This is a genomic window from Aliivibrio sp. 1S128, assembly GCF_001691065.1.
Classification (GTDB): domain Bacteria; phylum Pseudomonadota; class Gammaproteobacteria; order Enterobacterales; family Vibrionaceae; genus Aliivibrio.
The window spans coordinates 16,231-29,676 of record NZ_MAJV01000121.1; the positions used below are offsets into that span (position 1 = coordinate 16,231).

The 13,446-nt window shown below is 38.3% G+C and carries 14 protein-coding genes and 1 tRNA gene; 8 read left to right on the top strand and 7 right to left on the bottom strand.

Annotated elements, in window-relative coordinates:
- Positions 1-29 precede the first annotated feature (29 nt).
- Genes A6E03_RS16555 through A6E03_RS16565 form a run of 3 tightly spaced genes read right to left on the bottom strand, consistent with a single transcriptional unit; the run spans position 30 to position 2,859 of the window.
- On the bottom strand, positions 30-419 hold the full coding sequence (locus A6E03_RS16555; protein WP_065601321.1) for a GtrA family protein: 390 nt from the start codon (positions 417-419) through the stop codon (positions 30-32).
- Entirely contained in the window at positions 419-1,834 is a 1,416-nt protein-coding gene (locus tag A6E03_RS16560; RefSeq protein ID WP_065601322.1) for a glycosyltransferase family 39 protein, read from the bottom strand. The genes A6E03_RS16555 and A6E03_RS16560 overlap by 1 nt, the downstream gene beginning before the upstream one ends.
- A complete protein-coding gene (locus tag A6E03_RS16565) occupies positions 1,831-2,859 on the bottom strand; it encodes a glycosyltransferase family 2 protein (protein ID WP_065601323.1) in 1,029 nt (342 codons plus the stop codon). Before A6E03_RS16565 ends, A6E03_RS16560 begins: the two co-directional genes overlap by 4 nt.
- Before the next feature lie 155 nt (positions 2,860-3,014).
- Here A6E03_RS16565 and A6E03_RS16570 point away from each other — a divergent pair, with 155 nt between their 5' ends.
- Complete coding sequence (locus A6E03_RS16570; protein WP_065601324.1) at positions 3,015-3,692, top strand: response regulator transcription factor; 678 nt, start codon at positions 3,015-3,017, stop codon at positions 3,690-3,692.
- Positions 3,689-4,954 carry a HAMP domain-containing sensor histidine kinase gene (locus A6E03_RS16575; RefSeq protein ID WP_065601325.1) on the top strand — a complete coding sequence of 422 codons (1,266 nt, stop codon included), beginning with the start codon at positions 3,689-3,691 and terminating at the stop codon, positions 4,952-4,954. The genes A6E03_RS16570 and A6E03_RS16575 overlap by 4 nt, the downstream gene beginning before the upstream one ends.
- A gap of 251 nt (positions 4,955-5,205) precedes the next feature.
- On the opposite strand, the gene A6E03_RS16580 is transcribed toward A6E03_RS16575, so the two are convergent.
- Positions 5,206-5,280, bottom strand: a tRNA-Gly gene (locus A6E03_RS16580).
- 505 nt (positions 5,281-5,785) lie between these two features.
- On the opposite strand from A6E03_RS16580, the gene yfcC reads away from it, so the two are divergent.
- The 3 genes from yfcC (at position 5,786) to pyrC (ending at position 9,773) form a co-directional block, all read left to right on the top strand.
- Positions 5,786-7,318, top strand: coding sequence for a putative basic amino acid antiporter YfcC (yfcC, locus tag A6E03_RS16585; protein ID WP_083190305.1), 1,533 nt, complete (start codon positions 5,786-5,788; stop codon positions 7,316-7,318).
- 77 nt (positions 7,319-7,395) lie between these two features.
- Positions 7,396-8,391: a succinylglutamate desuccinylase/aspartoacylase family protein gene (locus tag A6E03_RS16590; RefSeq protein WP_065592538.1), complete on the top strand. Its 996-nt coding sequence runs from the start codon at positions 7,396-7,398 to the stop codon at positions 8,389-8,391.
- Positions 8,392-8,744: 353 nt separating this feature from the next.
- Positions 8,745-9,773, top strand: a complete 1,029-nt coding sequence (gene pyrC, locus A6E03_RS16595; RefSeq protein WP_065592539.1) for a dihydroorotase — start codon at positions 8,745-8,747, stop codon at positions 9,771-9,773.
- A 99-nt stretch (positions 9,774-9,872) separates the two neighbouring features.
- Here the strand turns inward: pyrC and A6E03_RS16600 are convergent, their stop codons facing one another.
- Complete coding sequence (locus A6E03_RS16600) at positions 9,873-10,781, bottom strand: aldo/keto reductase family oxidoreductase (protein WP_065592540.1); 909 nt, start codon at positions 10,779-10,781, stop codon at positions 9,873-9,875.
- 222 nt (positions 10,782-11,003) lie between these two features.
- On the opposite strand from A6E03_RS16600, the gene A6E03_RS16605 reads away from it, so the two are divergent.
- The gene (locus A6E03_RS16605; protein ID WP_255310658.1) at positions 11,004-11,330 is read left to right on the top strand and encodes a hypothetical protein; all 327 of its coding nucleotides are present in this window, start codon (positions 11,004-11,006) and stop codon (positions 11,328-11,330) included.
- 45 nt (positions 11,331-11,375) lie between these two features.
- Here the strand turns inward: A6E03_RS16605 and A6E03_RS16610 are convergent, their stop codons facing one another.
- Both A6E03_RS16610 and A6E03_RS16615 read right to left on the bottom strand, forming a co-directional pair.
- Complete coding sequence (locus tag A6E03_RS16610) at positions 11,376-11,597, bottom strand: DUF3820 family protein (protein ID WP_065592541.1); 222 nt, start codon at positions 11,595-11,597, stop codon at positions 11,376-11,378.
- Positions 11,587-12,114, bottom strand: a complete 528-nt coding sequence (locus A6E03_RS16615) for an NUDIX hydrolase (protein ID WP_065592542.1) — start codon at positions 12,112-12,114, stop codon at positions 11,587-11,589. The genes A6E03_RS16610 and A6E03_RS16615 overlap by 11 nt, the downstream gene beginning before the upstream one ends.
- 206 nt (positions 12,115-12,320) lie before the next feature.
- Here A6E03_RS16615 and A6E03_RS16620 point away from each other — a divergent pair, with 206 nt between their 5' ends.
- Together A6E03_RS16620 and A6E03_RS16625 are read left to right on the top strand one after the other, a co-directional pair.
- Positions 12,321-12,776, top strand: a complete 456-nt coding sequence (locus A6E03_RS16620; RefSeq protein ID WP_065592543.1) for a cytochrome c — start codon at positions 12,321-12,323, stop codon at positions 12,774-12,776.
- A 15-nt stretch (positions 12,777-12,791) separates the two neighbouring features.
- Positions 12,792-13,442, top strand: a complete 651-nt coding sequence (locus tag A6E03_RS16625; RefSeq protein WP_065601326.1) for a cytochrome b/b6 domain-containing protein — start codon at positions 12,792-12,794, stop codon at positions 13,440-13,442.
- Positions 13,443-13,446: the final 4 nt, after the last annotated feature.

The window sequence follows — 13,446 nt, forward strand, 5'->3', positions numbered from 1 at the left end:
AATGTTAATTTTTAATTTGAAATATAGTTTTATTTATTGAATACCCATTTTAAATTAAACCAATAGTTACTAAGCATTCCACCGATAACACCTAATAATAATCCGCTATATAGAAATACTGTTTCTTTCCCTAATACGGATACCACTGACATAAAAATAATAAAGTTAGGTATCGCTGAAATGCATGCTGATAACATCGATTTTTGCCACTCTTTAAGTAAAGTAAAGGCCGTATTATGTGTAGAGCCAAACGTAAACCAATGATTTCCTAACCACGTTGTCGTAGCGGCAAAGAAAAAGGCGATCACTCTAGACTCCGCAATAGGAGCATCAAAGAGATGAAAGCACAGCATAAATACCGTACTATCCACGACAAAACCCACCCCACCCACACAAGCGAACTTGATTAACTTAATCATTACGATTTAATGGAACAATGATAAAGTTCTCTTTTTGAGGGCGCCGATAATATTAAGGCACACAGATCATTTTCTTTATCGACAAACGCTTCAATGTCTTGTTTTTTTCCTATCAAATAAAAATCAGATGTCGCCGTTATATTGCTTCTATCTTCTATTTTTTTTGCTTTACCTTGACTATAAAATTGCCCTGAAAATGGACGTTTACCTACGTAATACATTGGTAAATCTTGGGTTATTGATTCAAAAATAATACGATCACTTTTTTCATCTGCTTTCCCTAAATTTAGAACCAATAAAACAATTAATAGCACCACGGGTAAAATCATAGATACACCCGCAAACCATTTATAGTCTTTTTCTGTCGTACAAATAGCCACTAACATGCCCAATGCTGGTATGCCAGGTAAAACATAAGCAGGGAGGATATTACCTGCCACTGTAAATAAGAATAAAGGCGAAAGTAACCAACAAACAAAGAAGGAAATTAGCCCTACATTATCTTGATTCACTTCTTTAATTCGGTCTCTTCTAAACCACGCTAAAAGAGGCAATACTACAGACCAAGGTGCGGCAGCTTGTAACCAAAAAATCCAGATCATTCCTTTAGGCTGATCATGCGCCGAACCATACAAATCCCCTTCCCATCCACTGACAAAAAATCGATTAAAATGCTCGCCAATAATGAAATAATTTAAAAAATTAGGCGTTGCTATTTCTGCCATGATGTACCAAGGAAGCGCAATCAATAGCATTAACATTGAGCCTGTAATTAAAGGGAATCTCTGCCATAAAACACGAAAAGCGCCAATCAATCCATGCTGTAAAACCAACCAAGGGAATACAGCAATACCCATCAGAACAATCGCGACAGGACCTTTAGCTAATAACGCAAGTCCTAATCCCACAAAACCAAGGTAACCCCATAAGCGGCCTTTATACTTGTTTTCATGATGTAACCAAGCGTAATAAAACCCCATCATTGCCACGGTGAACGTTAACGTCAGAGCCATGTCCGTCATTACGGCCCCTGCTGAAATAGAAAAAATCCCACACGTTGCTAGTACAATAGAAGCAATTAATGGGTTGAATCCAGCACGCTTTGCCATAAATCCGATTAGCACTAAAGTTAATACACCCGCAAGCCAATGTGGGGCTCTTACTGCAAACTCATTAAACCCGAATAAGATTAGTCCATAAGCACTCATCCAAGTAAACATCGGAGGCTTCCCCCAAAATGGAATACCATAGTCAAATTGCGGAGTTAACCAATTACCCGTTTCAACCATGAGGCGCGCCATCTCCCCATACCGTGCTTCTGTTGTGTCCATTAAAGGATATGCAGCCAATGAGACCAGTCTGATAACCAAAGCAAAGCCAAGTAATAGCCATAAATGATGTCGTTTCATGATCATGCTGATTTCTCATAAATTTGAGCAGCCTGAACTGCAGGTTGGTCAATAACGGTTTGAATTAGATATAATGGTCTATGCTTTGCTTCTATGAAGATCCGTCCTATGTATTCCCCCATGACGCCCATACAAAGGAGCTGAATCCCCCCCAACGCTAACTGCACCACCATCATTGACGGGTAACCACTGACCACCTCACTAAAGATCATGGTTTTTATAATAATGACCATTCCATAAATAAACGCCCACAACGCAATTGCACATCCTAGAATGGTCGCTATGCGTAATGGTTTTATTGAAAAAGAGGTTATTCCATCCACCGCTAACCCAAATAATTTAACGTAATTCCATTTCGTTTCACCGCTGAATCTCGCATCGCGAACAAACGGTAATGTGGTTTGATTAAATCCTGGCCATGAAAAAATACCTTTCATGTATCTATTTCTTTCTGGCATTTGATTAATATGTAAAACGACTTCACGACTTAATAATCGGAAATCACCCACATTACTAGGCACGTCTATATCACTAAGGGCATTTAATACTTTATAAAAACACTTCGCAGAAAAACGTTTAACCCACGTTTCTCCTTGTCGCTTTATTCTTTGCATATTGACCACATCGTAGCCTTCCTGCCATTTATCTAACATGCTAGGAATTAACTCTGGTGGGTCTTGCAAATCCGCATCAAGTAAAATAACCGCGCTTCCTTGTGCATACTCTAATCCTGCACTCATCGCTGCTTCCTTACCAAAATTACGACTAAGTCCAATGTATCTTAAGCTAACGTTATCCTCTGAAAATTGCTCAACCAATTGACGGCTTCCATCAGTGCTCCCATCATCAACATAGATAATCTCACAATGTCCTTTAATGGTATTAAGTACCGCAATCAATCGTTCATGACACTCAGTAATGACAGAGGCTTCGTTATAAAAAGGGATAATGACAGAAAGGGTCAATGGCACTGCATCATCAATACAATGTAACCGGTTAGATATCACTGAAACAGGCGAAGAAGTTGTCATACACGTTACTCTTTATTAGTATTTCAATACTGAGTATGGTATTTCTTATCATGTGAAAAAGTTGTCAATGTTAGAATTTACCCTGTTTTATTAAATTGACATTTTTTCGACATGACTTATTGATAATCAACATCTTCATATACTAGAGGCTGACAATGAAACGTGTATTACTGGTAGAGGATAACCGTGACATCGCAAACATGCTGTTTGATTATTTTGAGTGTTTAGGCGTTGATCTAGATTACGCAGATAATGGAGAGCTTGGTTTAAAGTTAGCTTTAGAACATACATTTGATGTGATTTTACTCGATTTAATGCTTCCTAGAATGGATGGATTAACCGTCTGTAATAAGTTGCGAGAACAAGGTAACAATACCCCTATTTTAATGCTCACCGCACTCGACAACCGAGAAGACATGCTTAATGGATTCAGTCATGGTGCTGATGATTATCTAACTAAACCATTTGATTTAGATATCCTTGAAGCTCGAATGAATGCGCTGACTCGACGCTATCGTGGAACCGTGACGTCAACAACCATCACTTATGCTGATATAGAAATAGATCAAAAAAAACGCACAGCCACTCGCCAAGGTAAAACCCTATTACTTAACCCTAAAACATACTCCATATTAGAACTGCTTTGTATAAAGGCGCCTGAGGTCGTCACAAGAGAAGAGATTTCTTATAAATTATGGCAAGAGAATGAACCGGATAATGACGTACTTCGCAGTCATATTTATCAACTAAGAGCTCAACTTGATAAACCGTTCGCTTCGCCATTATTGGTTACCGTTCCAAAAATCGGCTTTCGGTTGGAGCAAAAGATATGATGACTCCATTTTTAAATAACACAAAAAGTTTAACCGGCCGATTGGCCCTATTTTTTATATCACTATCCACTGTGGTGGCAGTATATTCTTATCTTATTTTTTTCGCCGCATTGCATGTTTCTGAGGATAGATTAAGCGCTCAGCGCATTAGAATTGACCTTAATGCGGCGAGCCATCGCTTTATGGCAGGAGAAAATGGTAAAATTACGTTGGATACATTAAGTAACGCATACAATGATCTTTCTTTACTTCCCGATTTTATTAACAATGAAATCTCAGAAAAAGACACCTTCTTAAATGAGATAGGGGAATACCCGAATAGTCGATTAGTGATGAAAAGTGAATACCTTTTAAATGGTAAAAAATACCCTATCGTTGTCGAAACAAAAGTCGATGAACTCGAGTTAACCTCAGAAGAGGTTGTTATTGTTAGTGCTCTTGTATTTAGTTTATTGGCTATCTTACTCTTCAGTTTTGGTTCGGTTTTATCAAGGCTTTCTCAACGCTTAATTGAACCCATCAACCAATTATCAATACAGTTAAATCAAAACACACGTAATACTCATCAAGATTTTATTATTTCAGATCATTCTGCGACTGAATTTCACCAACTGTCACAACAACTCAACCACTATCGACATGAAATTAATGACCTAATAAAAAGAGAACAAGCTTTTGCTCGCTATACAAGTCATGAACTACGAACACCATTAACCGTGATTAAAGGATCTAACACGTTACTGCAAAAAACAGAGAAAAATGCCTTTGATACTCGACAGTTAAATCGAATTAACCATGCAACCTATCAAATGTCGACCATCATTGACGCACTGCTTAGCTTAGTAAAATATGAGAAAAATCAAGATTACTCTCCTGTGAGGGATTTTTCTCAACAAGAGCTTTCCTCTATTATTAAGCAGAATTCAACTCAAGCGCATGAAAAAGAGGTTACGATTAATCTACACACTCATTCTGAACCCAAAGTTAAAGCCTCTGAAGCAGTAATGAATATGATCATTGGTAATTTGCTGCGTAATGCCATTGCCGTTACCGAACAAGGCAACATTGATATTGAGATGACTCAGAATGATGTGCAAATTAAAGATGAAGGTCCAGGGTTATCTTCTGAGCCCAATATGGATGGACATGGACTTGGCTTACTGATCGTAAGCGATTTGTGTCATCGCTATGACTGGGACTTTACCCTTGAAAATAATGCCGAACGCGGATGTAATGCTAAAATTACCTTTAATTTATCCTAATAGACAGTGCGAACCTACCTATCTTAGGTAACTATTTTTTATGAACTTATAATCAACTACGTTCTGAGTAAATTATCGCTGTATGGAGTGAAAAGCAAACTTTTAGTTATAGAGCTAAAGATAAGTGAGGGAAATAAGCTATTGATTAAAAATCATTTTCCAAATAAGGAAAATACAACTAAGTCGTTTGTTTTTAATAAGCATTTATGAATATAAACAGGAACAATCTCTTGAGGAAGATAAAAAGAGATTGGAGCGTACTGCGGGAATCGAACCCGCATCATCAGCTTGGAAGGCTGAGGTAATAGCCATTATACGAAGTACGCTATGTCTTGAAGACCTAGCTAATATGCCATAATTTAAAAAAATGAAAAGCATTTTCTTTCATTAATGGATTTAAGTGCATGAAATACAAACAAATCGATCAATATGACAGCAACTAACCGCTTATTAATCTGGATTATTAAGGCCTCTAGCCAAGTCACCCAGAGACGCGTAGTTCAGTAATAATAATTAAGTTTATATACAAGGTGTTAATTCTAAAACCACAGAAAATGATTAATCAAGAGACGATTTTAAATTATAAAAGCAATATATTGGATATTTCCTGTTTTTGCATACTGGTCTCTTACGTTGAATACAGTATAAATCCCCCCTTCTTAACGTATCATTTCATTAAACAACGAATCAAATACAGACACAATACCAACAATAATCCAACATACTATGTGATCATTCTATAAAATTATGATTTAACCAAATAAAACACTTGATTGTTTATGCCAAATTAGTGAAATTACATGCAATTTCCGTTAACCTTAAATTTCTACTATGTCTCAAACACAATCTCACACAACAGATCCATCTACGACAAAAAAAACGTGGCAGATGCCCGATACCCTAATTCTCATTTTCATTGTGGGTATTTTCGCGGCTATCTTAACTTATTTAATCCCTGCAGGTCAGTTTGATAGCCAACAAGTGACTTACATGATGGAAGGCGTAGAAAAAGCGCGTACCGTTATTGATCCGAACTCTTTTGCTTACGCAACAGATGAAAAAGGCGAATTAGTATACAACTCTGTTGGCTTCTTTGCATCTGGTGGTGGCATTGGCCTAATGAACTTCCCATTTGAAGGTTTGGTATCAGGTTCAAAATGGGGCAGCGCTGTTGGCGTTATCATGTTTATGCTGGTTATCGGTGGTGCATTTGGCGTAGTTATGCGCACAGGTACAATCGACAACGGTATCTTACGTCTTATCGATAAAACCAAAGGCAACGAATCACTATTTATTCCGGTTATTTTCCTATTATTCTCACTTGGCGGTGCTGTATTCGGCATGGGTGAAGAAGCCGTTGCTTTTGCTATTATCATTGCCCCTCTAATGGTTCGCCTTGGTTACGATAGCATCACGACTGTAATGGTCACCTATATTGCAACGCAGATTGGTTTCGGCACATCTTGGATGAACCCATTCTCTGTCGCTATCGCACAAGGTATTGCTGGTGTTCCTGTGTTATCAGGTATGACAGTTCGTATGGGGCTTTGGGCTTTCTTTACCTTAATTGGTATCGCATTTACCATGATGTACGCTGCAAAAGTAAAAGCGAACCCTGAGTTCTCTTACTGCCATCGTAGCGATGCTCACTTCCGTCAACAAAAGCTGGATGATACTCAATCACGTTGGGGGCTTGGTGATACTCTTGTTATTCTTACTGTTATAGCCTCAACTCTTTGGGTTGTATGGGGTGTGGTAATGCACGCTTGGTACATTCCTGAAATCGCGTCTCAATTCTTCACTATGGGCTTTATTGTTGCGATTATCGGGGCTATCTTCCGTTTAAACAACATGACACTAAATGATGCAGCGGCGGCATTCAAAGACGGGGCGAGCGTTATGCTACCACCTGCGATACTTGTGGGTTGTGCTAAAGGGGTTCTGCTTATCTTAGGCGGAGGATCAACAGAAGAAGCAAGCGTTCTAAACTCGATTCTAAACAGCGCTGGCGGCCTTATCAGTGGTATGCCTTCTGTCGCATCAGCTTGGGTGATGTACGTATTCCAATCTATATTCAACTTCTTTGTGACTTCAGGTTCAGGCCAGGCAGCTCTCACGATGCCACTACTGGCTCCGTTATCAGACATAGCAGGGGTAACACGTCAAGTCGCTGTACTTGCGTTCCAATTAGGTGATGGTTTCACTAACGTTATCGTTCCAACGTCTGCTCCGTTAATGGCAACATTGGGCGTGTGTCGTATCGATTGGGGTGACTGGGCGAAATTCTGCTGGCGCTTCATGCTATTACTCTTTATCTTATCAAGTATTGTTATTGTGCTAGCACAACTGTTAGGCTTTTCATAACAATACCCTAAGTCACTTATTTTCAAGGCGAGATAATTTCTCGCCTTTTTTCATTTTCCCGATTGGAGAAATACGTTATGGCTACCCAATTCTTAGATGACGTGATTCAAAGTCACCAAGTAGTTCACTCTCTTGATGTCAGCGATCTTACTGCTGGTGAACATAAATTTTGGTTTCGTATAGCCACTAATGCCCTATCACAATGGCAATACTTACCAGTACTGGTTTTCAAAGGTGATCAACCAGGGAAAAAAGTGATGATTACCGCAGGGGTTCATGGTGACGAATACAACGGTGTACTCGCAGCACAACAAACGGCACGTTCACTCGTTGGTCAATCGTTAGCTGGTACAGTGACAATTGTCCCAACGGTAAATCTAACTGGTATGCTTAATCACAGTCGTGACTTTTTCTCAGCCGATCCTGATTGCTCTCCTGCAAACCTAAACCGTTTCTTCCCAGGCGATGCTAACGGCAACGAAGGACAGCGCTATTTACATGCATTGTGGCATAACCTATTACAGCCCAATGCCGATTTTGCCATCGATCTTCATACCCAAACCAGTGGCACTGTTTATCCTCTGTATGTTTTTGCTGATTTTAGATTAGAATCCGCTCTGCGTATGGCTCGCTTAATCAATCCTGATGCAATTTTGAATGATGCTGGTGACCCTGGGGTACTAGAGACCGTGTGGAACGCCAACGGCATTCCAAGTATTACCATTGAAGTGGGAATGGGTCGTTACACTGAACAAGATCTCATTAATCGCACCGTAAATGGTATTACAAATATATTGAATGATGAGCAAATACTGGTTGGTGATGTTGACACAATAATCCCATGCATCGAAGGATCTGACATTATTAGCATCCGAGCCGAGCTTGGGGGTTTTGTGCTACCGCAAGTTGCTATGATGGATACCGTCGAAGAAGGTGACCTAGTCGCAATTCAATACGACAGCTTTGGTGATGAAATCCATCGTTATACTGCGCCAACAAATGGAACCGTACTGAGCCACAACATTGAATCCATTCGAGCTCCAGGATCACTTGTCGTACGCTTGATCAAATAAAAGAAAGTAGAGCCTCATTCCAAATCAATATGTGATCACTCTTACTGACTCGAATGAGTATAAAATCAACAAGGGAGCATTGATATTTCAAGGGATTTCACCGCGAAGTTTCAATCCTCTCTAAAAACAGCTCAAGTTACATCACGAAACTAAAATGGCTTAGATATGCATCTTATTACAGTATAAAAAACAATCATATTCTGTTTTCTTTATGTCTTTTAAGTCAAATTTGTTACTAATTTTGACTTAATCCTATTTGTTTTATTCGTTTTGCTTTAGAATCCTTTCGCCTAAGCAAACGATTAACTCGATAATTCTTAGGCTCTTATTTCTTTTTCTGGTGGGAGCAGCAAATGACAACTTTAACAATTACTCGTCCTGATGATTGGCATTTACATCTACGTGATGGTGACGTACTTACAGATACTGTACGTGATTCAGGCCGTTATAATGGCCGCGCATTAATTATGCCAAACCTAGTTCCACCAGTAACAACCACAGAGTTAGCCCTTAGCTACCGCGACCGCATTCAAGCAGAAAATCACTCTGATACCTTCTCTCCTATTATGTCTTTGTATCTAACAGAGAAAACGACATCAGATGAGATCCGCAAAGCAAAAGCAACAGGTCATATCGTTGCTGCAAAATTGTATCCTGCGGGTGCAACAACTAACTCTGACTCTGGTGTTAGTGATGTAAGTAAGGTTTATCCTATTTTAAAAACGATGCAAGAAGAAGGTATGTTACTTCTAATTCATGGTGAAGTGACAACGCACGATGTTGATATTTTTGATCGTGAAAAGACGTTCCTTGATACCGTATTAGCACCTATCGTTAATGATTTCCCTGAGTTAAAAATCGTTCTTGAACACATCACTACAAAAGATGCGGCTGAGTTTGTTAAAAACGCAGGTCCAAATGTAGCAGCAACTATTACGGCTCACCATTTATTGTTTAACCGCAACCACATGTTAGTTGGCGGCATTAAACCACACTTCTATTGCTTACCAATCCTAAAGCGTAACACGCATCAACAAGCATTAATTGAAGCGGCAACAAGTGGCAATGCTAAATTCTTCATTGGTACTGACTCTGCGCCACACGCTAAAGATAAGAAAGAAGCCGCTTGTGGTTGTGCTGGTTCGTATACTGCGCACGCTTCTATCGAGCTTTATGCTGAAGTATTTGAGAACGAAGGTAAATTAGAAAACCTTGAAGCATTCGCAAGCTTTAATGGTCCAGATTTTTATAACCTTCCTCGCAACACAGATACAATCACGTTAGTAAAAGAAGCATGGATCGCTCCTGAAACAATGACATTTGGTAATGACTTTGTTGTGCCAATTCGTGCGGGTGAAGCGGTGGAATGGTTAGTAAAATAACGTCCCTATTTGTATAACTCGTTACGATAAAAAATGGGATGCCAATTAGCATCCCATTTTTGTTTCTATTTTATCAGCTGAATTGAGATCCTGTCATCTCTATGGCACACCGTGGCCTTTTGATTCAACCCATACGCGATACCATTGCTCACGCGTCAATTCGATACTCATCGCATCAATGGCTGATTTAACACGTTCAATTTTACCAGAGCCAATAATAGGTAATGGACTTGATGGCAATTTACGTACCCACGCATAGATCACTTGATCAAGACTTTGCGCACCAACCTCTTCTTTCAACTCTTCTAGCACTTTTCTTACTCGGATCGCTTGTTCTGATTGGCCAGAGAAGATCTCCCCGCCAGCTAAACACGACCATGCCATTGGTTTAATGCGGTTCATCTGTAATTGGTCAAGCGTACCATCGTGTGCAACATCAAAGTTCAATGGATTAATTTCAACTTGGTTCGTCACGAGCGGTTTATCAAGACGCGACTGTAATAAATCAAAATGACTTGGCGTAAAATTAGATACCCCAAAATGCTTCACTTTGCCTTCTTTCTGTAATTGATTAAACGTGTCAGCGACTTCATCGGCATTCATTAACACATCTAAACGATGAATCAATAACACATCGATTTCTGAAATATTAAGACGAGTAAGAGAGTTATTTACAGAGTTAATTATGTGTTCTTTCGATGTATCGTAATGATTAATCTTTCTATTTGGGAAGTCAGGAGTGCATAGATTAATATCACACTTGGTAATTATTTCTATTTGATCGCGAATAGAAGGCTCTAACGCAAGGGCTTCCCCAAATAAACTTTCGCACTGGTAACCACCGTAAATATCAGCATGGTCTACCGTAGTGATCCCCAATTCAACATGTTGTTTTAAGAAATCTAATCGTTGCTGTGGGCTCATTCCCCAATCAGAAAGTCTCCAATAACCTTGAACAAGCTCTGAAAATTCTGGGCCTTGTGGTGCAATCGTTGTTTTATTGATCATTATATTCTCCGTTGTATTCCCCTATCTTAGGGGGCAATACTTAGAGTTACAGTGATATAGATCCAGAAATAAACATAATGAGTAAGTTATCAAGACAGATTCAATTAAATTCCTCTTGGTATTAAATATAAAAATAAAGTAATTACTCAAAGACAAGGTACCTTTATTTTCTTATAATCCCTTTTATCGTAAATAATAAAAATTGAATACAAGGTTTATAACATGATGATAAAGCTAAATTTTTATGCCTTATTACTCGTATTGGTTTCATTCAGTTCTGTTTCAGATGTTGTTGTCACTCCGGACAATGAAGATATCTGCAAACAAAAATACGTAAGAGAAATTTTCGACCAACAAGTGCAATACAGTAACTCTCAAAACACAGAACAAGTTAGAAGAACAGCTGAACGTCATATAGACCATTCTCGCGAAATATACAACGAAACACTCAGCTTTTGCTCTGCTTTAAGTTACTTAAACAATAAAGATTCTGATGAACTTCTTAACGATTTTCAACGAGCTAAATCAGGTGAATCTCAATTCAAATAACAATATAAATAAAGCATGAGTGTATTCAATCATGCTTTATTATCACTATCGCTTATATTTCAAAGGTCGAATAACCTCATCTAACCCTTCAATTTTCATTGCTAAGCACAGTGCCATTAACTCTCCTAACTCCCCTTTTGGAAAACCATCTTTTCGTTCAAACCATAAAAGATATTCATCAGGAAGATCAATAAGTACACGGCCAGCATATTTACCAAACGGCATTTTCATTTGAGTTAATTTAAGGATTTGTTCTTTATTGAACATGCAGACGCTCTTTTACAATAAGATGAAGTAGAAAGGTTTCACGCTCTATACTCATTCCTTTTTTCTCACTATGAGCAATAATATTTTCATTATGAGCTATCGCTTCATGAATATTGATCCAGACTGGTTTCATTCCATTACGAATTTCATAACTTTCGTAATTGGTGTCCCCTAACTCTTTGTCTGCATCACACGTATAGCAATAAGATATCATGTGTAATACGTTACACTCATGCTTATACCAAGGACGAAATTCTTCATAAATACCGAATGGTTCAATACTCGAAATATTCTTAGCACCCGTTTCTTCTTTTATTTCTCTGACTAATCCTGCAATGACATCTTCACCATCATCTATTCCACCACCAGGTAACGAATAATCATGGTAACGCTCTGTATATAAGAGAAGAATATCTTCGCCTTTCAATATGATAGCGCGAGTTGCATTACGTTGAAGAATTTTTTGATTGTCTAAATGATCTATATCTGGATGCGTTGTAATATTTAAAATGCGCATAAAAACGAACAAGCCTACTTATAAGAATAACCACGCCATTATACGCACTTTGTTTTTTGATGCAGCCCTCAAATTATCCACTTTTTTTGTGCGTCTTTGCACAGAATGTAAATAAAGTGTAAATGTTGCGCTACTTAACTACTTCTTTTATCGATCATTTAATATAATAAAGACTTAAAATAATTACAATTCAAGGAAGTCTCAACATGAAAAAAATCCAAGCACTGGTTATTGCTTCTACTCTTTTCGCTTCAACCTCTGTTTTAGCGCATACTTTTAATGAAGCAAACAAAGCCATTAAATATCGTCAAGCCGCTTTTACTATGATTGCTGGTAATGTCAGTGAAATGGGTGAAATGGTAAAAGGCAAAACAGAATGGAGTGATGTTATTTTTGCTAAACGAGCAAATCAATTATCTCAACTAACATTAATGCCGTTAGATGCATTTTATGTTGAAGGCTCAGATAAAGGAAAAACAAACGCACTACCAGAAGTATGGAAGAATTTCCCTGATTTTGAAGCTCGCTTAACTCAATTTCAAGAAGATGCTGCTGCACTAGCAAGTATTTCAGATAAAGGTGACAAAGCCGCAATTCGTAAGGCTTTTGGGAAAACAGTTAAGAACTGTAAAGCGTGTCATACTGATTATAAAGCGAAGTAGCCATAAAGGACTTTCATGAAAATCTGGGATGGTTTTATCCGGGTTTATCATTGGAGCCAAGTGGTATTACTTGGCTCTCTTTGGTATACCGCAGACGAAGGATTGATGGAGTGGCACTTTACACTCGCCTACCTTCTAATGGCCTTATTAGGTACACGAATTATTTGGGGTGTGATTGGCAGTGATACTGCTAAATTTTCTCATTTTGTTACGTCACCTAAAAAAGCAATTAATTACTTATCAATAGAGAAAAAAGGAACATTATCTCATTCTGTTGGACATAACCCTGCGGGTGGTTACATGGTGCTAGGATTATTCTTCCTACTATCATTACAATTAATCACTGGGTTATTCAGCAATGATGACATTCTCTCTGAAGGCCCTTTGGCTTCATTAGTTAGTTATGATACAAGTGGGTTTTTAACTCAAATACACCATCAAAACTTTGATGTTCTTCTTGGCTTTATTGGTTTACACATTGCCGCGGTATTTTTTTATAGACTCAAAGGCATTAATTTAATCAAACCCATGCTCACGGGTAATGCTGAACTCACTGGAAATAGCCCAAAAATGAAACACTCTATTTTTGCATGGCTTATTTTTACGGTGATATTTCTTATTATCTACTTTTTTTGGGCAAGCGAAGTGATAAGCTATCTTTTTTAAATAA

Coding starts and splice junctions, on each gene's coding strand:
- A6E03_RS16555 (WP_065601321.1), bottom strand. CDS start 419: ATGATTAAGTTAATCAAGTTCGCTTGTGTGGGTGGGGTGGGTTTTGTC.
- A6E03_RS16560 (WP_065601322.1), bottom strand. CDS start 1,834: ATGATCATGAAACGACATCATTTATGGCTATTACTTGGCTTTGCTTTG.
- A6E03_RS16565 (WP_065601323.1), bottom strand. CDS start 2,859: ATGACAACTTCTTCGCCTGTTTCAGTGATATCTAACCGGTTACATTGT.
- A6E03_RS16570 (WP_065601324.1), top strand. CDS start 3,015: ATGAAACGTGTATTACTGGTAGAGGATAACCGTGACATCGCAAACATG.
- A6E03_RS16575 (WP_065601325.1), top strand. CDS start 3,689: ATGATGACTCCATTTTTAAATAACACAAAAAGTTTAACCGGCCGATTG.
- yfcC (WP_083190305.1), top strand. CDS start 5,786: ATGTCTCAAACACAATCTCACACAACAGATCCATCTACGACAAAAAAA.
- A6E03_RS16590 (WP_065592538.1), top strand. CDS start 7,396: ATGGCTACCCAATTCTTAGATGACGTGATTCAAAGTCACCAAGTAGTT.
- pyrC (WP_065592539.1), top strand. CDS start 8,745: ATGACAACTTTAACAATTACTCGTCCTGATGATTGGCATTTACATCTA.
- A6E03_RS16600 (WP_065592540.1), bottom strand. CDS start 10,781: ATGATCAATAAAACAACGATTGCACCACAAGGCCCAGAATTTTCAGAG.
- A6E03_RS16605 (WP_255310658.1), top strand. CDS start 11,004: ATGATGATAAAGCTAAATTTTTATGCCTTATTACTCGTATTGGTTTCA.
- A6E03_RS16610 (WP_065592541.1), bottom strand. CDS start 11,597: ATGTTCAATAAAGAACAAATCCTTAAATTAACTCAAATGAAAATGCCG.
- A6E03_RS16615 (WP_065592542.1), bottom strand. CDS start 12,114: ATGCGCATTTTAAATATTACAACGCATCCAGATATAGATCATTTAGAC.
- A6E03_RS16620 (WP_065592543.1), top strand. CDS start 12,321: ATGAAAAAAATCCAAGCACTGGTTATTGCTTCTACTCTTTTCGCTTCA.
- A6E03_RS16625 (WP_065601326.1), top strand. CDS start 12,792: ATGAAAATCTGGGATGGTTTTATCCGGGTTTATCATTGGAGCCAAGTG.